The sequence below is a fragment of the Aeromonas sp. 159 genome, from assembly GCF_963862045.1.
Lineage (GTDB): Bacteria > Pseudomonadota > Gammaproteobacteria > Enterobacterales > Aeromonadaceae > Aeromonas > Aeromonas veronii.
This window is the reverse complement of the sequence record NZ_CAWLMI010000039.1, coordinates 1-20,553: the sequence shown is the minus strand read 5'-3', so window position 1 is coordinate 20,553 and position 20,553 is coordinate 1. Positions and strand designations below refer to the sequence as shown.

The following is a 20,553-nucleotide window of genomic DNA, read 5'->3' as shown; positions in this document are numbered from 1 at the left end:
TGCCACCGCCGCTGTTGCTGCCTCCACCACTGCTGCCCCCACTGCCACCATCGCCATCTTTGTTGTGAACGATCAGCTCATTGGCGATGTAGCTGTGGCTGCCATCGAGCAGCAGATTGAAGAGTGCGGTAGTGGGAGATGCCTCGATCCAGCAGAGTGACTCAACCAGCAGTAATTCCGGCTGGGGTTGCAGGGCCAGATTGCCCGTCACCATGGCAGGTGCCGGGCGACACATTATCTGCATGCCGGTAAATAGCGGCAGCACCGCCAGTTGCGGGTTTTCGGTTCGGGTCATGGCCGGTGAGATGGCCGCCCAGCCCCGCGTGGTCAGCAGAGGGTGCTCTGCGGTAAAAAATGGGGGCAGATCATTGATCCCGTAGAGTCTGCGCTTGCCCAGTATGACCCGTTCGACCGCCAGGATCCGGTTACTGCCGCCGTGCTGATCTAGCACCTGTTCACCGACCCGGAGCGTTTCTATGGGGCGGGTGGAACCATCGGCCATCGTGATGCGAGTGCCGGCGATAAAGCAGGACTTGGCATAGGCCTGATTCATTTGCCACTCATTTTGGGCGAAATCATAACTGAACGGGTTCGCAAACAGGGCGAGTGCGATGGCCGAGCCAATAAGCAATCTGCGCTGGCTGGCCTTGAATGGGGGCTGTGACATGGGGACTCCTTGTCCATCTTGATTCACAGGATCCATTATAGAGCGCGCCCCTGGCGGCGGCATTTTTGACCATGAACACAATAAACATGATGGAAAAACGATTGGCGTTCGTCACAATAATGCGTAAAATCGCATACTCGATGCTTGTAGCAACGAATCCCGCCTAAAAAGCCAGTTTCATGCCCTTCCCAAGCAGTAAAAGGCAACAAGTGACGTATTTGTGTTCATTTTGTGCCTTGGAAAAGTCTTGTGATAACTGAAAAGTGATAAATATCCCCATCAGTTATCAAAAAATTAAGGACATCCATGTTTTCCTTAGTCAAGCAAAGTGTCGCCGGGCTGCAAATCCTGTTTGTCGCCTTCGGCGCCATGGTTCTGGTGCCCCTGCTCACCGGATTGAACCCCTCCATGGCCCTGCTTGGCGCCGGTGTGGGCACCCTGTTGTTCCAGCTCTGCACCCGCCGCCAGGTCCCGATTTTCCTCGGTTCCAGCTTTGCCTTCATCGCTCCCATCATCTACGCCACCCAGACCTGGGGATTGCCATCCACCATGTTTGGCCTGTTTGCCGCCGGTTTCATGTATTTCATTCTGGCTGCGCTGATCCGGGCAAAAGGGATGGGCTTTGTGCACAAATTGCTGCCGCCCGTGGTGATTGGCCCGGTGATCATGGTGATCGGTCTTTCTGTGGCGCAGGTTGCCTGCAACATGGCGATGGGCCGCGCCGGTAGTGAGCAGGTGGTTCCTGCGGGAACTGCGCTGACACTGGCCGGTATCTCGCTGGCGGTCACCCTGATTGCAGCTGTGTTTTGCAAGGGGTGGATCAAGCTGATCCCCATCCTGTGCGGCGTGATTGCCGGTTATGTCTCGGCGGTCTTCATGGGCCAGGTGAGTTTCGATGGCATGGTGAACGCCCCCTGGTTGGCGCTGCCCCACTTCGAAACCCCGGAGATCAACTGGGCTGCTGCGTTGTTCATGTTGCCGGTAGCCATCGCTCCCTGTATCGAGCATATCGGTGGCGTGTTGGCGATTGGTGGCGTGACTGGCAAGGATTACACCAAGGATCCGGGTTTGCACCGTACGCTGGCCGGTGACGGCATCGGCGTCTGCTTCGCCGGTTTCATCGGTGGCCCACCCGTGACCACCTACGCCGAAGTGACCGGTGCCGTGATGATCACTCGCAACTTCAATCCGGTCACCATGACCTGGGCTGCGGTGTTTGCCATCATTCTGGCCTTCTTCGGCAAGTTCAATGCGCTGCTTACCTCCATCCCGATGCCGGTGATGGGCGGTATCATGCTGCTGCTGTTCGGATCCATCGCTGCCATCGGACTCAAGACGCTGGTGGAATCCAAGGTGGATCTGGGACTGTCACGCAATATCGCCATCGTCGCAGTGACTCTGACCGTCGGTGTCGGTGCGCTGGAGATGAAGATTGGCGACTTCGCGCTGGCCGGCGTTGGCCTGGCCTCTGTTGCCGCCATCCTGCTCAACCTGATCCTGCCTGCGCACTCCGAAGAAGGTGTGATGGACGCGGCCAAGGACTGAGTTTCACCAGACGTTGATTGTTGATTTGGAGAAGGCCACCTCGCGGTGGCCTTCTGTTTTTCGGGTATCTCGCGCCACTTTGTGGCTCGGCGGAGCTCATCTGGAATCTAATCTGGAAGCAGATGAGGGGGTTAGCATTCTCATTTGACGTATCTCTTTTCGTGGCCTTAGCTAAAGGACAGGTTTGGCTCTGAGGTCTCCTCGAGCAGTATGGGAAAATGGATGTTGGCGTTTTATATCATTTCTCTCCCAGACCCCTGTCATAAAACGATGCGCTTTTTCTTTGCCACGGCGCTGTTGTATGGCAGAGGCTTATCCGCCCCACTCCGCACTCCCCTTATGCTGCACTGGCATGTTTCCACCTCGATTTGTTGTGAGCCTGCCTCGCCGGTTGCGTTTCGTTGCGCACAGGCAAAATCCGGATCTGTTTGCTGCTGCACATGGGTGGGCGGCGAGCCGTGAAAGCCGGCATGACCCCAGCGGGTCAGACGTGCACCGCCATCGGTAACGGCGGATGTTCAGGGATGAATGGCAAGCAAAGCGAGGTTGCAATGAACTATCAACTGCTGTGGAAAAGTGCAATTTTTTCAGTCTCTTCCATGATGGCGATAAGCGCTGTTCAGGCTGCGCCACTGAACGTGATGACCGAGGATTACCCGCCATTCAACATGCAGGGTGAGGGGGGCAAGATTATCGGGCTGTCGACCGAGGTGGTCGAAGAGCTGTTCAAGCGTGCCGGGGTCGAATACAAGCTGACCCTGATGCCCTGGAAACGGGCGTACGAAGATACCCTCGGTACTCCTAATACCGCCCTCTATTCCACAACCCGCACTCCGGAGCGGGAAGCACTGTTCAAGTGGGTAGGGCCACTGGTCAATAACAACTGGGTGTTTTTCTCCAGTTCGACCGCCAATATCACGGTCAAGTCGCTGGAAGATGCCAAGCAGTATTCGGTGGGTGGCTATAACGGTGATGCGGCCGCCGAATATCTCAAGGCCCAGGGATTTGCCAAGTTGCAGCTGGCGGCCAACGATACCGCCAACGTGAAAAAACTGGAGGCGGGCCGCATCGATCTCTGGGCTACCGGCCAGTATCTGGCCCCCTATCTGGCCAGCAAGGAGAAGGTGGCCTCACCCAAGCCGGTCTTCGTGTTCAAGGAAACCCAGATGAGCTTGGCGTTTAACAAGGATACGCCCGATGAGCTCATCACCAAGCTTAACGAGATCCTCGCTGCCATGAAGGCGGATGGCACCATCGACAAGATCAATGCCAAGTACCAGTAACAGTACCAATAGCAAGTGCCGCTCAATAGCACTGCGCCGGCTGCCGTAAAACCGGGAGGAAACCATGGATTGGAAAAGTCTGACGTTCAGGATTGCCGTGTTGACCTCCCTGTCGGTGAGTCTGCTACTGGTGTTGTTTGGCGCTTACAACTACCACGCGGTCAGGGCGGAGAGCTACAGCAAACAGAGTGCGCTGGTCGAGCAGGCCATCGGACGGCTGCAGCTCTCCCTGCCTGGCCCGCTGTGGAATTATGAATCGGCCTTCATCGAGGCATCGCTCAAGTCCGAGCTGGCGGCCGATATCCTGAGTGCTTTGCTGGTGGTCAACAAGGACAAGCTGGTGGCCGGGTTTGCCCGTGACACGGCGGGGAGCATTGCCCCCGTGACAGCCATGCCTGCCGATGTGTCTGCCTACGGGGGGTATGATCTGGTCTATGACGACAGCGGCCAGAAAAACACCGTGGCCCGATTGCTGGTGCAAACCAGTGATGCTGCCATTCAGGCCCAACTGCGGCAGCAGTTGATCACCACCGTCTGGCAGATCCTTGTGCTCGATCTCTGCATCATCGCGCTGCTGATGGTGCTGATTCATCGCAATGTGCTCAGGCCGCTTCACCAGATGAATCAGGCGGTGTTCGATCTGGCCAAAGGAGAGGGGGATCTGACCCGGCGTCTGAAGATCAGCCGTCAGGATGAGATGGGCGCGTTGGCCACCAACATCAACCACTTTATTGCCAAGTTGCAGGAGATGGTGGCGGAGATCAACGAGCTCTCTGCCGGTGTGTTGCAAACCGCTGAACTCTGTGACTCCCTCTCGGCAGATACCCGGGTAGGCAGTGACGCCCAGCAATCCGAGCTGGATCAGGTCGCTACCGCCATTACCGAAATGAGTCAGGCAGTGCAGGAAGTTGCTGGTAACGCGGTGAAAACCTCTGGCGCTACCGATGAGGCCAACCTCTATGTGGAGCAGGGTTACAATCTGGCGGGCCATGCCAATGAGGCCATCCATCAACTGGTGGGGGAGGTGGAGCGGGTCGCCACCCTGATGCGTACCCTTTCGACCGAAAGCAGCAGCATTGGCACCATCATCGAGGTGATCAACGGCATTGCCGAGCAGACCAATTTGCTTGCCCTCAACGCGGCCATCGAGGCTGCGCGGGCGGGTGATCAGGGGCGCGGTTTTGCGGTGGTGGCGGATGAGGTACGCACCTTGTCGGGCCGTACTCGCCAGTCGACAGAGGAGATCAGTGCCAGTATCAAGCGGTTGCAGCAAGCGACCCAGAATGTCGGGGCCGGCATGCAACAGAGTCAGGAGAAGGCATCCCGCGCCGGCATCGAGGCGGCAGATGTGCAGATATCGGTGGAGAAGATTAAAAATCAGGTCAGCCTGATCCGCGAGATGAACATGTATATCGCCCAGGCATCGGAAGAACAACACTCGGTGGCGGAGGCGGTCAGCCACAGCGTCAACCGGATTGCGACGCTCAACAGCGAGAGTGCGGCCAGAGTGGCACAGGTTGCCGAAGCCAGCAGCGATCTGCGGCAGCTGTCGGCCCAGCTCGACACCCTGCTCAAGCAGTTTCGGGTCTAGTCAGTTCACTTCGCCCCGTTGGATCATCCTGCGGGGCAGGTAAGGTTCCCTTTATTGTGAGCGCTGCGAGATGTTGTGAGGGGCAAGGGGCCTTGTCCAGCAGCGCTTTTCGTCATACCCATGTCACTGTTCAGCTGAGATTGGCGTGACCGTGATACGCGAAACTCGCAACATCATGCTCTGCCCGATATGCTGTCCGACAGCGCTGGACGCATATTTTCATTTTCCCCGCTCATGCCTGCCTGTATCTATTGTGCCGCTGATCCCGACCCTTTAGAATTTCGTTTAATTACAGCGAGTCCTGAGCCGCCATCTGGCTTTATCAGGTGTGGAATCCCATCTTCTTCATGATGAATGCAAATAACAGGTGGTTGGTATGACGGGGGTTGCGCCAGGCAATAACATATCAGCCTATCACTTCGGTGATTATGTCTTTGATGTCAAAAGGCGAGAGTTGATCTTCTGTGCCGACAAGGACAACTTGCAAAGCGCCCGGGTGGTGCGCTTGTCATCGGCAGAGAGCCTCATTTTCAGCTATCTGCTCGATCACCATGACGAGGTGTGCGACAAGGATCTGTTGCTCGATATCGGCTGGTTGGGTCGCCCCATCAGCCCCAACTCCCTGAACGTGGCTATCGCCAATATTCGTCGCCACTTCACCTCATCCCCCCAGACGCTGGATATCAGAAGTACCCCGAAAAAAGGGTACTCTCTGCATCTGAACTGCAAGATGAAGAGCTATTACGGCAAGGCACTGCCAACAGAGAGTGAGCCCTTGCCCGAGCCGATGAGCGAGCCCACGCCTGCAGCTGCTGCGCAGCCACCGTCGACACCATCAAGCTCCGACCACGAGGTCATCAAAGATCCTGCTGCCGCCGCTCCCAGTTCTTTTGGTGAGCGGGCCAAACTTGCCTTTCTCAGCGGTATCGGGCGGCCAATGTTGGTCAGGAGCCTGATATACGTCAATCTGCTACTGGTTGTGCTGGTGGTGTTTGTCGCCAGCTATCTCCATTTCGAGTGGCTCCATGTGCACTGCACCAACTCGCCGACCGGCGTTGTTTGCCAGATGGAGGCACGGAGCGATGTGCCACCAGTCAAACCGGCATCGCTGGTGCTGGTCTCCGGCCACCAGGTTCGCGTGCTCTCCTATAAAGAGCTCGAAAAAACGCTGTAAGGGATCTCTGATGAAACGAACGCTGAAAAATACCTTGCTGCTGTTGCCACTGCTTGTCGTGCTGCTGTTTGTGGTCGGGATGTTGATCAACAGTCTGGGCTGCCATTACGACCTGAAAATGTCAGCCAATGGAGTTAACTATCACGGGGTGTGCCGCTGGGGCAAAATCACCGTGATCGAAGAGGAGGAGGCGACCAGAGAGAAGTGGCGGGTGACCGGTTTTCAACTGACCTTCTTCAACCAGCTTGTCTACCTCATCGACAGTCGTACCCAACTGCACGAATCGGGTAACGATGACTCCTATCTCAATGAGTACAACCTGATCCAGTCGCAATATGCGCTGGTCAACTATGCCTGGGTGCCGCTGACCGAAAACAAGGTGGCAATTTTCCAGCGCGATCCGGTGCATGAGGTCGTGATTGCCCAGCGAGATGGGTGGTTCGATCTCTACCGCTGGTTCTTCCCCCCGGCACCGCTGGTGCCTGTTCAGCCGCAAAGCGCAGGTGCCGGGCGTCCCGCTAGCTTCTAAGCAACTTGCACCAGGGGCCGGTGATATCGCAGTGGCCTGTCTCATCACTGTTTTGCCAGCCCAGCCTATGGTAGAAGGCTACTGCCGCCGTGTTGCGGGTCGCAACCTTGAGCGAGCCGTGCGGCGAATCAGCGAGGCCCCGCTCCAGCAGGGCGCGCCCTATCCCCTGGCCGTGCCAGTCGCTTGACACATAGAGGTGATGGACGAAGTGATCGGGCTGCCAGATGGCGATAAAGCCGCAGATATTGCCCCCCTGCTCGGCTACCCACACCTGTTCACCTTTGGTCTGTTCCTCGAAATCCTCGAGTTGGAAACGGGCGGGATCGACCCAGTGAAAGGTGTGGCGGCGGCTTTTCAAAAACAGCCGAGCCAGTTGTGGAATGTCGTGTTCTTCCATGAGCCGGATCATGATGCCCTCCCGGATCAAGCCAATGTTCATTGAGGCAGCTGCACGGCGGCAGGTTAATCGATGCAAATGACAAGGGTGTGATTAAGCACTGTCCATTGTATTTGCCATGGGGCTATACTGCCGGAGTCCCTTGTATGGATGGCTTGAGGATCGCTGATTTATGGACAATAAACTGATTGAAGGCAACATTTTTGTTCCGGCGCACATAGACGATGTCTGGCACGCCTGGACTACCGAAAGCGGTCTGCGCAGTTTTCTGGCTCCCGAATGTTTGATGGTGGCCGAACCGAATGGTCCTTTCGAGATCTACTTCAGGCCTGATGCCCCGCTGGGTGAACGTGGCAGCGAAGGGTGCCGGGTCATGGCCGTCATGCCCTATGACCTGCTCAGTTTCAGCTGGAATTTCCCGCCCAGCCTGCCCCATATCCGCCAGCAAAAGACCCAGGTTTGCCTGCGCTTTGTGCCGGAAGGGCAGGGCACTCGCCTCTACTTCCTGCAGAGCGGTTGGGCCAATGATCCGGATTGGGATCAGGGTTATGCCTATTTTCGGGAAGAGTGGCTGGAGACCAGCCTGCCACGGTTGCAGTACCGTTTTACCCACGGTCCCATCGACTGGAACAATCCTCCCGACAAGGCGCAGCTGAAGGCGCTGGCCCAGTAATCCCGGATATCAGACATAAAAAAAACCGGCCAAAAGGCCGGTTGAAACAGTTCAGGCTTGTCAGGTGACAAACGTATCCAGCGGATGAGAGTCGCTTTCCACTCCTTGTGAAGCACAACCCTCTTGGTTACGTGCGGCTACTTTATGCCATTCACACTGAATCGAGGCTGAACCATGGATGATCCCGCCTCGTTCCCCTCTTCAATCAGATAGTGATTCCCATCGACTGGCGCAAGTAAGCGCCCGCACCGAGTAGCCCCGGCCCTTCATGGGTGATTAGGAACACCGGGATCTCCTTGAGGTAGGACTTGAAGCGCCCCTTGTCTTCAAAGGCGACCCGGAAACCGGAACCGGTAAAGAACTCCTGGAAGCGCGGCACTATACCACCTGCGATATAGACGCCGCCAAAGGTACCCATATTGAGGGCCAGATTGCCGGCAAAGCGGCCCATCAGCACGCAGAACAGGCTCAGGGTGCGACGGCAATCGAGGCACTCCCCGGCCAGTGCGCGCTCGGTAATGTCTTTGGGGGCAAACGGTTCTGGCTCACGGCCATCGGATTTCACCAGCCCGCGATAGAGATTGACCAGGCCCGGGCCGGAGAGGAAACGCTCTGCCGAGACATGGCCCAATTCGCCTCGCATTACTTGCAGCACCGCATCTTCCTCTTCGGTGTTGGCAGCAAAATCCACATGACCACCTTCACCCGGCAGGCTCAGCCACTGCTCACCCGCCTTGACCAGATGGGCGACCCCAAGGCCGGTGCCCGCACCATAGATGGCGATGGGCTTACCAGCCACTGGCGCCGCGCCGCCCAGCTGGATGCGATCCGATTCAGCCAATACCGGCACCGCCATCGAGACGGCGGTAAAGTCGTTGATCACTTGCAGGCGTGCCAGCCCGAGATTGCTCTGCATCTCGCTGATGGAGAACTCCCAGCTGTGGTTGGTCATGGCAACCCAGTCACCGTTGATGGGGCAGGCGATGGCGATGCAGGCTTCAGCCACCTGTACCTTGTGTTCTTCCAGATAGAGGCGTACCACGGCTTCAAGGCTGGGATGGGCCAGACCTGAGTAGGTCTTTGCCTGAGAGATAGTACCGGTGGCCAGCTCACACAGGGCCAGACGCGCATTGGTGCCGCCGACATCGCCGACCAGCGCATGGGTATGCTGCATAACAACTCCTTCGTTACAGGATGGGGACGACTCTGGTGTCCCGAGATTATTGTTGGATTATGACGGCCCATTCTATCCGAGCTCAGGCTTGCTCACCCGCCGGATCGATACAAACGTGCGCCTGCTCACAGTGTTGTTGCTTTGCAACATTTGTAAGCGCTTTCATGGCTAGGTGACGTTTTGTAACGAAAAGTACGAAATAATTAGAGATGAGTCATACTTTGTATGGCAGGCGTTAGTTGCCATAACCGCTTGTCTTGTATAGTCCTTAGCTTGAATGGAAACTTGCTTAGCCGTAGATTGAGTGCAAAGACACTGAAGCTAAATTACAAAAACGCCTGGTGGTGATGATGAATACCCTTGATAAAATTACGAACAACTTGGAAAGTTTCAGTAAATCAGAACGCAAGGTTGCCGAGGTGATCCTGGCGTCTCCCCAGACCGCCATCCACTCCAGCATCGCTGCTCTGGCCAAGATGGCCGACGTCAGTGAACCGACCGTCAACCGCTTTTGCCGCCGTCTCGATACCAAGGGCTTTCCTGATTTCAAACTCCATCTGGCCCAGAGCCTGGCCAATGGCACCCCTTACGTCAATCGTCATGTGGAAGCGGAAGATGGGCCGGATACCTATACCGCCAAGATCTTCGAATCCACCATGGCTTGTCTGGATGCCGCCAAAAACAGCCTGGATATCTCTGCCATCAACCGCTGCGTCGATATCCTGACCCAGTCCAAGAAGATCAGCTTCTTCGGCCTTGGCGCCTCCTCCGCCGTTGCCCGCGATGCCCAGAACAAATTCTTTCGCTTCAACATTCCGGTAGTGAGCTTTGACGATATCGTCATGATGCGCATGAGTTGCATCAACAGCAGCGAAGGGGATGTGGTGGTGCTGATCTCCCACACCGGCCGCACCAAGGCGCTGGTCGAGATCGCCGCGCTGGCCCGCGAGAACGACGCCACCGTGATCGGTATGACCGCCAAGGACTCCCCGCTGGCCCGCGAGTGCAATCTGGTGCTCTCCATGGATGTGCCGGAAGATACCGATGTCTATATGCCGATGGCATCCCGCATCGCCCAACTGGCGCTGGTGGATGTGCTGGCGACCGGTTTTACTCTGCGCCGGGGGATGAAATTTCGCGAAAATCTGAAGAAAGTAAAAGAGGGATTGCGCGAATCCCGCTTCGAAACCCCGCACTCTTCCTGAACCGTCGGGGGCTCCGGCCCCCGACTGTCTATGCCACCCGCCTTGGTGTAGTATTGTAATTTAATAACAAAAACCACCCAGATGGTTTGTAAACGGGTGCATCGAGCCATGGGCTTGATGGGGCAGAATCTCAAGTCATATCAACTTCATATTGGAGTCTTTCATGCCTAGACGTACAAAGATTGTAACCACACTCGGTCCGGCTACCGACCGCGAAGGGATCCTCGAAGGGATCATCCGCGCCGGGGCCGACATGGTGCGGATGAACTTCTCTCACGGCACTGCTGAAGACCATATCCTGCGCGCCAATCAGGTGCGTGACATTGCTGCCAAGCTCGGTCGTCACGTCGCCATCATGGGTGATCTGCAAGGCCCGAAAATCCGTGTTTCCACTTTCAAGGATGGCAAAATTTATCTGGCCATCGGTGACAAGTTCATTCTCGACGCGGCACTCGGCAAGGGTGAGGGTTGCCAGGAGCAGGTTGGCATCGATTACAAGAGCCTGCCAGACGATGTGGTTCAGGGCGACATCCTGCTGCTGGACGATGGCCGTGTGCAGCTGAAGGTCGAGCAGGTTGAAGGCACCCGCATTCACACCACGGTGACCGTGGCCGGGCCGCTCTCCAACAACAAGGGCATCAACAAGAAAGGGGGCGGTCTCTCCGCTCCGGCCCTGACCGAGAAAGACAAGGAAGACATCAAGACCGCTGCCCGCATGAATGTGGACTATCTGGCTGTCTCCTTCCCCCGTTGTGGCGATGACCTGCGTTATGCCCGCGAGCTGGCCCGCGAAGCCGGTTCCAATGCCAAGATCGTGGCCAAGGTTGAGCGCGCCGAAACCGTCGCCACCGATGAGGCGATGGAAGACATCATCCTCGGTTCCGATGCTGTGATGGTCGCCCGTGGCGATCTGGGTGTCGAGATCGGTGACCCCGAGCTGGTTGGCGTACAGAAGAAGTTGATCCGCCACTCCCGTCGTTTGAACCGTGTGGTGATCACCGCTACCCAGATGATGGAGTCGATGATCAACGCGCCGCTGCCGACTCGTGCAGAGGTCATGGACGTGGCCAACGCCGTGCTGGATGGTACCGATGCGGTGATGCTCTCCGCCGAGACTGCTGCCGGTCAGTTCCCCATCGAGACCGTGACCTCCATGGCGAGCGTCTGTGTCGGTGCCGAGAAGCACCCGAGCCTGAACGTCTCCAACCACCGCATGAGCTACACCTTCACCTCGGTAGAAGAGGCGGTGGCCATGTCCACCATGTATGCGGCCAACCACCTGGAAGGGGTGAAGGCGATCGTGGCACTGACCGAGTCCGGTACCACGCCGCTGCTGATGTCCCGTATCAGCTCCGGTCTGCCGATCTTCGCCATGTCTCCCCACAACAAGACCCTGGCCTGGACCAACCTCTACCGTGGCGTCACTCCGGTGATGTTTGACGGTGACGAGACCAAACCGGTCTACGAAGTGTGCCGCGACGCGCTGGCCGTGCTCAAGGAGAAGGGGCTGCTGCAAAGCGGCGACATGGTGCTGCTGACTCACGGTGACAAGATGGAAACCGTGGGCAGTACCAACACCTGCAAGGTGATGATGGTCGAATAAGCCCGTCCGGTTTTACTGTGCTTAACAAGGCTGCTCCTCTTTGATGAGCAGCCTTTTTGTTAACCGCAGTCGGGCTGTGGCGGTATAAACAGGACTCAATGATTGCTTAACCGGATTCCCCTTCCGATAATGCGGGAGTGATTTTCAGCGGGTAGCCTGTTGTAGGTGATCGCCCCAGGTAACCCAGACACTCGACAATACGGGAGTGAAAAAATGAACAAGCGTAACTGGTTGCTGGCCCTGTCACTGAGTCTGGCCTTCTCACCTTGTTATGCCGACTGGGCCAAGCTCAAGGCCGCAGCGTCCGATCTGGGAGCGGCAGTGAGCGAGACCAGCAAGGAGGTGTGGCAGGATGTCAGCGATTTTTCCAAAAAGAGCTGGGCTTCCATCTCGGCCTGGGGGGAGGATGCCTTCAATACCGCCGGGGTCTGGACCGACAAGAGCATCGCGACCGGTAAGGAGTGGCTGAAGGCGGCCGACAAGGAGCTCAACGAGATGCTCAACCCCAAGACGGCGAAAGAGGCGAGGATCGCGCTCAATACCATGGCCGACACTGCGCTGATCCGGTTATTCAACGAGCAGCCATCAGCCAAGTTGTTGTTTGACAAGGCTTATGGCTATGCGGTGTTCGATTCGCGCAAGTTCTCCCTGATGCTGCATACCAATCAGGGGGCCGGGGTGGCGGTCAATCGCAAAACCGGCAAGCACACCTATATGAAGATGTTTGGTGCGGGTCTGGCGGCCGGGATTGGCGGCAAGTTTTATCAGCAGGTGATCCTGTTTGAAGACAAGGCCAGATTCGATACCTTCGTGACCCAGGGGTGGGAAGCTACCTCCGAAGTGGGTGTGGTGGCCGGCAAGGAGAGCGCCGAGCTGACCGCCAAATACAACGGCGGCATGGCCATCTACCAGATTGGCGAGAAGGGCTTGCTGCTCGATGCCAATATCTCCGGCTCCAAGTACTGGATTGACAAGGACTTGACTGAAACGAGTCGCTAATCCTGTCGTGATCTCGCCAACAGGCCCGCAGTGCGGGCCTGTTTGTTCTCTCGGTGTCAGTGGGCTGAATAGACCTGCTTGCCCTTGAACATGGTCCAGAGCACCTTGGTCTCCTTGAGCTCTTCGCTTGCTACCTGTTCCAGATTGCGATCCAGCAAGATCAGGTCAGCACTCTTGCCCGCGCTGATGGAGCCAATCTCTTTCTCCCGTCCAATTACCTTGGCGGCGTTGAGGGTATAGGCCTGCAAGATGGCCTGACGGCTGATCTGCTCGCTGGCGGGGGGCAGCAAGCCAAGCTCCCCTTGACGAGTGATCGCGGTATACATGGCGAGGAAAGGGTTGGGGCTGGAGACCGGCCAGTCACTGGCACCGGCGATAATGGCGCCGCTTTGCAGCAAGCTGCCTGCCGGATAGAGGCGGGCTAGCAGTGCCGGGGGCACTTTTCCTTCAAGCAGCAGGGTGGTCGCCACGTTTTTCCCGGCCCATAACAGTTGCATCGATGCGGCCACATTGAGCGGTTTGAAACGGGCAATACTGGCCGGGCTCACCACCTCCAGATGGGTGATGCTGTGCAGCAGGCGGTGATCCCGATTGTGGGTCCGGGCATAGGCGATGGCATCGAGGGATTCACGGACGGCCCGATCGCCGATGGCATGAAAGTGAGCGATAAGTTGATGGGCATCCGAGGTGCGGATCAGCTCGTTGAAACGCAGCTTGTCCAAATCGTCCTTGCCGCTGTAACCGGGACGGTTGAGGTAGGGCTCGCTCAACTTGGCGGTCTGGGATGGATACTCGATGACACCATCTTGCAGGATCTTGATCCCCACCACTTTAACGTCCGGGGCATCTTGAAACTGCTGTTGCAGCGCCAATACGTCATCAATGATGGCGGGTGATGCATGTATCCCCACCAGTGCCAGTGCGGATACATGTCCGGTCAGCTTGCCTTCCCGGGAGAGCATGCTGTACGCCGGCAGCAGGCCGGTATCGCGGCGATCCGGTTCGGCGTTGAAGATGGGCGAAAGGGGGCGAATGTTGCTGATAGGGTCCATCCAGGCGGTAATGCCCACCTGATTGAGTTGTTTGGCGGCAGTCATGATGGCACTGGCAATCGTCTCGTCGCTGACGGGGGGCAGCGCCTTGAGGATGGCATCCCAGCCGCCTTCCGAGGCAAAGCCATTGAGCTTGCCGGATGGGGTGAGGCCAAAATTGCCTTTCAGCGGAGCATAACGACCGGCAAGGGTGTCGGCATCAATGTCAGCCTTGCGCAGCATGGCCTGATTGGCCCAACCGGTGTGGGCATCCGAACCTGCCAGCACTACCGGGATCTGCCGGTATTGCGGGCCATTGAACACCTGATCGAGCAGGGGAAGCTGATGCCAGTAGTCGAGGGAGACATTGCTGTATAGCTCTACATCGCCCAGTGTCAGGCGGGGATCATCCTTGCTGCGGGTCAGAAATTGCTGCACCTGCTCAACCTCACTCATGGCATCGGGAAAGTTAACCGTCATCCCCTGAAAACCGGCAAATGCCGCATGAACATGGCTGTCGATGAGCCCTGGCATCAGGTACTTTCCTTTCAGATCAAGACGCTTGGCATGGTTGCCGAGGCGGGCGCTGACCTCCTGATAGCTGCCGACTGCCACTATCTTTTTACCTTCAATGCCGACCGCTTCCGGGTGAGGGTTCGCCGGATCACCACTGTAGATGGTGCCGCCAAAGATCAGCGTCTGGCTCTGTGACTGGGCATTGGCGGCAGCGGGAAGCGTCACCAGCAGGCTGGCGAGAAACAGCGTTTTGATATTCATGGGCATGACTCCGTCGCTTCGGTGCCCGAAGGCACCGAAGTGGGTAAATGGAAATGAGGTATCGGCTTATCGGTTGATCAGCGGGATACAGATATCAAACACGTAATGATCCCGGTCGGGGTCCGTGCCTGCGTGGTATTGCTCGTAACACGGGCGATCGTCGCAGTTCAGCCCTTGGCCCACTACCCAGCGAAACGCCGTCTCCCAGCAAGCGACCAGTTGATCGCCGCGAGCGATAAACTGACAAACCGCATAGGGGCCCGCGGCGATGATCTGGGTGGTTAACTGGCGTCCTGCGGGGAGCTCTGGCCCCAGCTCGATGCAGACGTCAGTACGGCAACGGGTCTCATCGGTGATATCGGGGATATCCCAATAGAGACTCAGGGTACCCGCCGGTGTCATCGCCTCGTCTGAGGCGAACAGCGCGAGCAAATCCCGATGAGCTTGCTCACAGGTCTCTTTGCCATAGGGGCCCAGGCGGCGCATGTACGCCACGCGCCGGGCGGGCATCTGCCTGACGCTTGCCCCCTGCAACAGACCCGGGTGTTCGGTGACCGGGTGCATGACCAGGCCATCATAGGTGTCAAAGGGAAGGGGATCGTTTCCAATCTTGCTTTTCCAGTTTCCCCCCTGCTGCTGGCGGTATTCCGAAGGGCTCATCGCGAAGTGCAGGCGAAAGGCTTTGGCGAAATTCTGCGAGCTGGAGAACCCGGCGGCCAGTGCGAGGGTGGTGATGTCGCTCTGGGGGGAGGCGAGCAAGCGACGGGCAGCGCGCTCCATACGCAGGCGCCGGGTAAATCCGGCAATGGTCTCGCCGACCATCGTCTTGAAAATACGGTGGAAGTGGAAGGTGGAGATGGCCGCCGCCGCTGCGACCTCATCCAGGCCCGGATTGTCATCCAGATGGTGGCTGATGTAGTCCATCGCCTTGAACACGGGTTTGCGATAATCCAGAGCGGACTCCTTGCCAGCCAGCAAAAGTGGGCGCCAGAGTCGGATTTAATCAGAGCCACCTGCCGTTGTCGAACCCGTCCGGCCTGGTCTGGCCACTCATCCTCGTCGCGTTTTTAACGCATTGGCACTCTAATTGCTTGTTGCATGCCAGCGTCAATGATTTGTCTGGGGATGGAAAATGGAAATTAGTGCAAGCAGCCTGATGCAAGAGATGCAGGCGCTCAAGATCGAAGCAGGCGCAACGCCGCTGGCACAACCCGGTCGTCAGGTAACCTCCGACTTTGGTCTGCTACTGCAACAGGCGCTTGGCAACGTCAACGAGCTGCAAGGGGCCGCCAATGACCTGCGTACCCGTTTCGATATGGGTGACAAGTCGGTGGATCTGGCCGAGGTGATGATCGCCGGCCAAAAATCCTCCATCGCCTTTGAAGCCACGGTACAGGTGCGCAACAAGATGGTCGATGCCTACAAAACCATCATGAACATGCCGGTATAAGCGACGCCAATAAACCATGACGACTGAACATCATGAACATGTCAGCAATAAGGACATAAATCGTGGCTACTGACCAAAACGGCGATCTGCTGATAAACGATGAGGGCACCGCCGCCCTCGATGAAAATGAGCAGAAGAGTTCGGCGCTGGGCTTCCTGTCCAACACCGATGTGCTGCGGCAAATCACCCTGATCCTGGGGCTTGCCATCTGTCTGGCCATTGCGGTGTTTATCCTGCTGTGGGGCAAGGAGCCGGACATGCGTCCCCTCGGCACCTACACCACCCAGGAGCTGGTGAAGACTCTCGACTTCCTCGATCAGCAGAAGATCCCCTATGAGGTGGATGGCAAGAGCGTGCTGGTCAACGCCGAAAACTACTCCACTATCCAGTTGGCCCTGACCCGTGCCGGTCTTGCCAATGCCACCGATAGCAACATCGGTGGTGAAGATATCCTGCTGAAAGATTCCAGTTTCGGCGTCAGCCAGCGGATGGAGAGCGAACGTCTGAAGCTGAGCCGCGAGCGCCAACTGGCGAGCGCCATCGAGCAGTTCCAGAATGTGGCCAAGGCCCAGGTGCTGCTGGCCATTCCGAAAGACAACGTGTTTGCCCGCAACGAACGCAAACCCAGTGCCACCGTGGTGCTCAACCTGAAAGGGGCGGCGCTGGGGCAGGGGGAGGTGGACTCCATCGTCGATATGGTGGCCTCCGCTGTACATGGCCTTGAGCCGACCCGCGTCACCGTCACCGACCAGAATGGCCGTCTGCTCAACTCCGGCTCGCAAGACCCAATCTCGGCCCAGACTCGCAAAGAGTTTGCCATGCAGCAGAAGCAGGAGCTGGAGTACAAACAAAAAATTGACGCCATCCTGATCCCGGTGCTGGGGGCCGACAACTATACGGCGGAAGTGGATCTCTCCCTCGACTTCTCCCAGCAGGAGCAGACCCGCAAGACTTACAACCCTGATTTGCCTGCTGTGCGCTCCGAGATGACCATGGAAGAGAACAGCGCCAGCGGCAGCAACGGTGGTGTGCCTGGTGCACTCTCCAACCAGCCCCCTGCCGCCTCCAATATTCCCGAGGAGGCGACCGGTGGTGATGGTGCCAGCGCTGCCGCTTCGGGCCGTTCCCGCAAAGAGGCGACTCGCAACTTCGAGCTGGATACCACCGTCAGCCATACCCGTCGCCAGATGGGAGGCATTCGCCGCATGACTGTTTCGGTTGCCGTGGATTACAAAGCGGTACCCGGTGCCGACGGGGTAGTGACCCGTGAGGCGCGCACCCAGGCAGAACTCGATACATTGCGCCGTTTGCTGAGCGGTGGCCTTGGCTTTGATGTGACCCGTGGTGATACCCTTGAGGTGGTCGCGATTCCGTTCAATCGCCCAGAGCTGGATACCGTGGCCGAAGTGCCGCTCTACGATCAGCCCTGGTTCTGGCGTGCGGTGCGGATTGCCGCCTCGGTACTGGTGATCATCGTCTTGATCGTCACCGTGGTTCGCCCCATGCTCAAGCGACTGCTCTATCCGGATGCCAAACCGGAAGGGGAAGTGGATTTCGACAACCACACCGTACTGGGGGGCGACGACGAGTTGAGTCTGCTGTCAGCGCAAGTCGAGAACGATCAGGTATTTGGTGTCCGCGATGGCCAGCTGAAACTGCCGGATCTGCACCGTGACGAAGACTTGCTCAAGGCGGTACGTGCGCTGGTGGCGAACGAGCCGGATCTGGCCGCTCAGGTCATTAAAGAATGGGTAACGAACAAAGATGCCTGAAGAAAAGAAGAGTCAAGTCACCGGCAATGACATCACCGACAGTCAGCGCCAGATCCTCGACCAGATGTCGGGGATGGAGATGGCTGCGGTGCTGATGCTGAGCCTCAATGAAGAGGATGCCGCCCAGATCTTCCGTCATCTCGAGCCCAAGCAGGTGCAGCGGCTCGGTATGTCGATGGCCTCCATGTCTGACTTCAGTCACGATCGGGTGGCGGCGGTGCACCGTCAATTCATCGACGATATCCAGAAGTACACCAACATCGGTATCGGCAGCGAAGACTTCGTGCGCAAGGCGTTGGTGGCGGCCCTTGGCGAGGACAAGGCGAGCAACCTGGTGGACCAGATCATTCTCGGTTCCGGCGCCCGCGGCCTCGATTCGCTCAAGTGGATGGATGCCCGTCAGGTAGCCAGCATCATCCAGAATGAACACCCGCAGATCCAGACTATCGTGCTCTCCTATCTGGAGCCGGAGCAGTCCGCCGAGATCCTGAGCCAGTTCCCGGAGCAGGTGCGCCTCGATCTGGTGATGCGTATCGCCAACCTCGAAGAGGTACAACCGGCGGCACTGCAAGAGTTGAACGACATCATGGAGAAACAGTTCGCCGGTGCGGCCGGTGCCCAGGCAGCCAAGATGGGCGGCCTGAAGGCAGCCGCCAACATCATGAACTACCTGGATACCAACATCGAAGGCCAGCTGATGGACTCCATCCGCGAGTCGGACGAAGAGATGAGCCAGCAGATCCAGGATTTGATGTTCGTGTTCGAAAACCTCATCGATGTGGACGATCGCGGCATCCAGACCATGCTGCGGGAAGTGCCTGGGGATCTGCTGCAACGCGCCCTCAAGGGCTCCGACGATCAGATGCGCGAGAAGATCTTCAAGAACATGTCCAAACGGGCGGCCGAAATGCTGGCAGACGATCTGGAGGCCATGGGGCCGATCCGGGTCTCCGAAGTGGAAGCGGCCCAGAAAGAGATCCTCTCCATCGCCCGTCGTCTGGCGGATGCCGGCGAAATCATGCTGGGCGCTGGTGGCGGCGAGGAGTTCCTCTAAGCCATGGCCCATAAACCGAATTACGATGCCAAACCCGCCTCAGGCAGTGGTGAGGAGCCGCGCAAAGCATGAACAACAAACTGCGTGGTTATGTGCGCCCCGAGGGCGATGATGCCCGGGTTGAGACCTGGGGCTGGCCCGAGATGGAGGTCGAGGTAGAGGCGGGAGCGCCTACCAATGCCCTCGGCCTTGCCCCTGACTGGTATCAGCAGGAAGAGGAGGTGGTGGAGCCGGAGCCCGAACAGGAGCCGACCCCCAGCATCACCGCCGAGGAGCTTGAAGCGATCCGTCAGGCAGCCTGGGAAGAGGGGATGGCTGAGGGGCGTGAGTCCGGTTATGCCAAGGGTATGGAAGAGGGCAAGCTGGAAGGATTGCAACAGGGCCACTCTGCCGGTCTCGAACAGGGGCGCGAGGAGGGGCTGGCCATGGGCCGCGAGCTGGTGGAGCAGGAGATTGCCCACTGGCAGGGGCTCGCCGCCCGCCTTGCCAATCCGCTTAACGAGCTGGATCAGGCGGTGGAGCAGCAGTTGGTCTCGCTGGTGATGCAACTGGCCCGCGCGCTTATTCGTCACGAAGCGGAGACCTCCCCCCGCATTTTGCTGGAGGCGCTCAAAGAGGGGCTGGCGTTGCTGCCTGCCGCCGAACAGGGGGTAACTCTGATGCTGCATCCCGACGATATCGCGCGAATCGAACAGGCATTTGGTGCCGAAGAGTGCGCCAAGCGCCACTGGCGATTGCAAAACGATCCCACCCTCTCCCCCGGCGATCTGCAACTGGCGACCGAGCTCTCCAGCATCGATTTGACCCTCTCCGGGCGCATCGATCAGTTGCTGCGCAACTTCTTGCGGGACAATGCGTCGCAGAAACCGGCTTCGCAGGATCCACGCCCATAACCGATACCGGACGTTGCTGTCCGGCTGCACTTTTTAGCTCTCAGGAGGCCAGATGAGCGGCTCGCTACTGAACCGGTTGCAAGGGTACAAGGTTCGCGACAGCGCCCCCAAACCGCCGGTTGCCGGCAAATTGACCCGGGTGGTGGGGCTGACCCTCGAAGCCATCGGCTGCCGTGCCGCCATCGGTGCCCTCTGCCGCATCGATACCCTTGATGGGACGTTGGAAGCTGAAGTGGTCGGCTTCTCTGGCGATCGCCTCTATCTGATGCCGAGCGAGCAGCTCAAGGGGGTGATCCCCGGTGCCCGGGTGGTGCCCATCACCGAAGAGCACGGCATTCCGGTTGGGATGAACCTGCTTGGTCGGGTCATCGACGGCATCGGCCAGCCACTCGATGGCCTCGGCCCCATTCTTTCCTCCCAGACCGTGCAGTTTGCCCAGCATCGCATCAACCCGCTCTCTCGTCGCCCGATCCATCAGCCGATGGATGTGGGAGTACGCGCCATCAACGCCGTGCTGACGGTGGGTCAGGGCCAGCGGATGGGGTTGTTTGCCGGTTCCGGTGTCGGTAAATCGGTGCTGCTGGGCATGATGACCCGTGGCTCGGTGGCGGATGTGGTGGTGGTCGGCCTCATCGGTGAACGGGGCCGGGAAGTGAAAGAGTTTATTGAAGACATTCTGGGGGAGGAGGGGCGAGCCCGCTCCGTGGTGGTAGCGGCTCCCGCCGATGCCTCGCCG

Annotated in this window: 16 protein-coding genes and 3 pseudogenes; 14 read left to right on the top strand and 5 right to left on the bottom strand. The window is 58.1% G+C overall.

Going from position 1 to position 20,553, the window contains the following annotated elements; translation table 11 throughout:
- Positions 1 to 667: pseudogene (locus AACR14_RS08240) on the bottom strand (hypothetical protein); the annotation flags it as partial.
- A gap of 306 nt (positions 668 to 973) precedes the next feature.
- Here AACR14_RS08240 and AACR14_RS08235 point away from each other — a divergent pair.
- The 5 genes from AACR14_RS08235 to AACR14_RS08215 all read left to right on the top strand — a co-directional run bounded on the left by AACR14_RS08235 (position 974) and on the right by AACR14_RS08215 (position 6,789).
- Positions 974 to 2,212: a uracil-xanthine permease family protein gene (locus AACR14_RS08235; RefSeq protein ID WP_005334784.1), complete on the top strand. Its 1,239-nt coding sequence runs from the start codon at positions 974 to 976 to the stop codon at positions 2,210 to 2,212.
- Positions 2,213 to 2,763: 551 nt separating this feature from the next.
- On the top strand, positions 2,764 to 3,495 hold the full coding sequence (locus AACR14_RS08230; RefSeq protein ID WP_026034978.1) for a substrate-binding periplasmic protein: 732 nt from the start codon (positions 2,764 to 2,766) through the stop codon (positions 3,493 to 3,495).
- A gap of 64 nt (positions 3,496 to 3,559) precedes the next feature.
- A complete protein-coding gene (locus tag AACR14_RS08225) occupies positions 3,560 to 5,086 on the top strand; it encodes a methyl-accepting chemotaxis protein (protein ID WP_019445800.1) in 1,527 nt (508 codons plus the stop codon).
- Positions 5,087 to 5,540: 454 nt separating this feature from the next.
- Positions 5,541 to 6,260, top strand: a complete 720-nt coding sequence (locus AACR14_RS08220; protein ID WP_236285266.1) for a winged helix-turn-helix domain-containing protein — start codon at positions 5,541 to 5,543, stop codon at positions 6,258 to 6,260.
- Between the two features lie 10 nt (positions 6,261 to 6,270).
- Positions 6,271 to 6,789, top strand: coding sequence for a hypothetical protein (locus AACR14_RS08215; protein ID WP_019445799.1), 519 nt, complete (start codon positions 6,271 to 6,273; stop codon positions 6,787 to 6,789).
- Here the strand turns inward: AACR14_RS08215 and AACR14_RS08210 are convergent.
- On the bottom strand, positions 6,779 to 7,198 hold the full coding sequence (locus AACR14_RS08210) for a GNAT family N-acetyltransferase (RefSeq protein WP_026034976.1): 420 nt from the start codon (positions 7,196 to 7,198) through the stop codon (positions 6,779 to 6,781). The genes AACR14_RS08215 and AACR14_RS08210 overlap by 11 nt on opposite strands.
- Positions 7,199 to 7,358: 160 nt before the next feature.
- On the opposite strand from AACR14_RS08210, the gene AACR14_RS08205 reads away from it, so the two are divergent.
- Positions 7,359 to 7,859 (top strand): SRPBCC family protein, encoded by a 501-nt coding sequence (locus AACR14_RS08205; RefSeq protein ID WP_005334766.1) that lies wholly within the window; start codon positions 7,359 to 7,361, stop codon positions 7,857 to 7,859.
- Between the two features lie 205 nt (positions 7,860 to 8,064).
- Here the strand turns inward: AACR14_RS08205 and glk are convergent.
- Positions 8,065 to 9,036 (bottom strand): annotated as a pseudogene (gene glk, locus AACR14_RS08200) (glucokinase); the annotation flags it as partial.
- Between the two features lie 347 nt (positions 9,037 to 9,383).
- On the opposite strand from glk, the gene AACR14_RS08195 reads away from it, so the two are divergent.
- From AACR14_RS08195 to befA, 3 genes are all read left to right on the top strand, one after another.
- The gene (locus AACR14_RS08195) at positions 9,384 to 10,238 is read left to right on the top strand and encodes a MurR/RpiR family transcriptional regulator (protein WP_005334759.1); all 855 of its coding nucleotides are present in this window, start codon (positions 9,384 to 9,386) and stop codon (positions 10,236 to 10,238) included.
- A gap of 163 nt (positions 10,239 to 10,401) precedes the next feature.
- Positions 10,402 to 11,841 carry a pyruvate kinase gene (pyk, locus tag AACR14_RS08190; RefSeq protein ID WP_005362071.1) on the top strand — a complete coding sequence of 480 codons (1,440 nt, stop codon included), beginning with the start codon at positions 10,402 to 10,404 and terminating at the stop codon, positions 11,839 to 11,841.
- 213 nt (positions 11,842 to 12,054) lie between these two features.
- Positions 12,055 to 12,840 carry a beta cell expansion factor BefA gene (gene befA, locus AACR14_RS08185; RefSeq protein WP_019445797.1) on the top strand — a complete coding sequence of 262 codons (786 nt, stop codon included), beginning with the start codon at positions 12,055 to 12,057 and terminating at the stop codon, positions 12,838 to 12,840.
- A 56-nt stretch (positions 12,841 to 12,896) separates the two neighbouring features.
- On the opposite strand, the gene AACR14_RS08180 is transcribed toward befA, so the two are convergent.
- Together AACR14_RS08180 and AACR14_RS08175 are read right to left on the bottom strand one after the other, a co-directional pair.
- On the bottom strand, positions 12,897 to 14,648 hold the full coding sequence (locus AACR14_RS08180; RefSeq protein ID WP_019445796.1) for an amidohydrolase: 1,752 nt from the start codon (positions 14,646 to 14,648) through the stop codon (positions 12,897 to 12,899).
- 66 nt (positions 14,649 to 14,714) lie between these two features.
- Positions 14,715 to 15,626, bottom strand: coding sequence for an AraC family transcriptional regulator (locus AACR14_RS08175; protein WP_019445795.1), 912 nt, complete (start codon positions 15,624 to 15,626; stop codon positions 14,715 to 14,717).
- Between the two features lie 154 nt (positions 15,627 to 15,780).
- Here AACR14_RS08175 and fliE point away from each other — a divergent pair, with 154 nt between their 5' ends.
- The 5 genes and pseudogenes from fliE to fliI form a co-directional block, all read left to right on the top strand.
- Entirely contained in the window at positions 15,781 to 16,098 is a 318-nt protein-coding gene (gene fliE, locus AACR14_RS08170) for a flagellar hook-basal body complex protein FliE (RefSeq protein WP_005353687.1), read from the top strand.
- A 62-nt stretch (positions 16,099 to 16,160) separates the two neighbouring features.
- A complete protein-coding gene (fliF, locus tag AACR14_RS08165; protein ID WP_019445794.1) occupies positions 16,161 to 17,870 on the top strand; it encodes a flagellar basal-body MS-ring/collar protein FliF in 1,710 nt (569 codons plus the stop codon).
- Positions 17,863 to 18,924, top strand: a complete 1,062-nt coding sequence (gene fliG / locus AACR14_RS08160) for a flagellar motor switch protein FliG (RefSeq protein WP_005334749.1) — start codon at positions 17,863 to 17,865, stop codon at positions 18,922 to 18,924. The genes fliF and fliG overlap by 8 nt, the downstream gene beginning before the upstream one ends.
- 68 nt (positions 18,925 to 18,992) lie before the next feature.
- On the top strand, positions 18,993 to 19,817 hold the full coding sequence (gene fliH / locus AACR14_RS08155; protein ID WP_019445793.1) for a flagellar assembly protein FliH: 825 nt from the start codon (positions 18,993 to 18,995) through the stop codon (positions 19,815 to 19,817).
- A 52-nt stretch (positions 19,818 to 19,869) separates the two neighbouring features.
- A pseudogene (fliI, locus tag AACR14_RS08150) lies at positions 19,870 to 20,553 on the top strand (flagellum-specific ATP synthase FliI); the annotation flags it as partial.

What these genes read in the sequence shown, in the direction of transcription:
- AACR14_RS08235 (WP_005334784.1), top strand. Translation starts at nt 974, where the DNA reads ATGTTTTCCTTAGTCAAGCAAAGTGTCGCCGGGCTGCAAATCCTGTTT.
- AACR14_RS08230 (WP_026034978.1), top strand. Translation starts at nt 2,764, where the DNA reads ATGAACTATCAACTGCTGTGGAAAAGTGCAATTTTTTCAGTCTCTTCC.
- AACR14_RS08225 (WP_019445800.1), top strand. Translation starts at nt 3,560, where the DNA reads ATGGATTGGAAAAGTCTGACGTTCAGGATTGCCGTGTTGACCTCCCTG.
- AACR14_RS08215 (WP_019445799.1), top strand. Translation starts at nt 6,271, where the DNA reads ATGAAACGAACGCTGAAAAATACCTTGCTGCTGTTGCCACTGCTTGTC.
- AACR14_RS08210 (WP_026034976.1), bottom strand. Translation starts at nt 7,198, where the DNA reads ATGATCCGGCTCATGGAAGAACACGACATTCCACAACTGGCTCGGCTG.
- AACR14_RS08205 (WP_005334766.1), top strand. Translation starts at nt 7,359, where the DNA reads ATGGACAATAAACTGATTGAAGGCAACATTTTTGTTCCGGCGCACATA.
- AACR14_RS08195 (WP_005334759.1), top strand. Translation starts at nt 9,384, where the DNA reads ATGAATACCCTTGATAAAATTACGAACAACTTGGAAAGTTTCAGTAAA.
- pyk (WP_005362071.1), top strand. Translation starts at nt 10,402, where the DNA reads ATGCCTAGACGTACAAAGATTGTAACCACACTCGGTCCGGCTACCGAC.
- befA (WP_019445797.1), top strand. Translation starts at nt 12,055, where the DNA reads ATGAACAAGCGTAACTGGTTGCTGGCCCTGTCACTGAGTCTGGCCTTC.
- AACR14_RS08180 (WP_019445796.1), bottom strand. Translation starts at nt 14,648, where the DNA reads ATGAATATCAAAACGCTGTTTCTCGCCAGCCTGCTGGTGACGCTTCCC.
- fliE (WP_005353687.1), top strand. Translation starts at nt 15,781, where the DNA reads ATGGAAATTAGTGCAAGCAGCCTGATGCAAGAGATGCAGGCGCTCAAG.
- fliG (WP_005334749.1), top strand. Translation starts at nt 17,863, where the DNA reads ATGCCTGAAGAAAAGAAGAGTCAAGTCACCGGCAATGACATCACCGAC.
- fliH (WP_019445793.1), top strand. Translation starts at nt 18,993, where the DNA reads ATGAACAACAAACTGCGTGGTTATGTGCGCCCCGAGGGCGATGATGCC.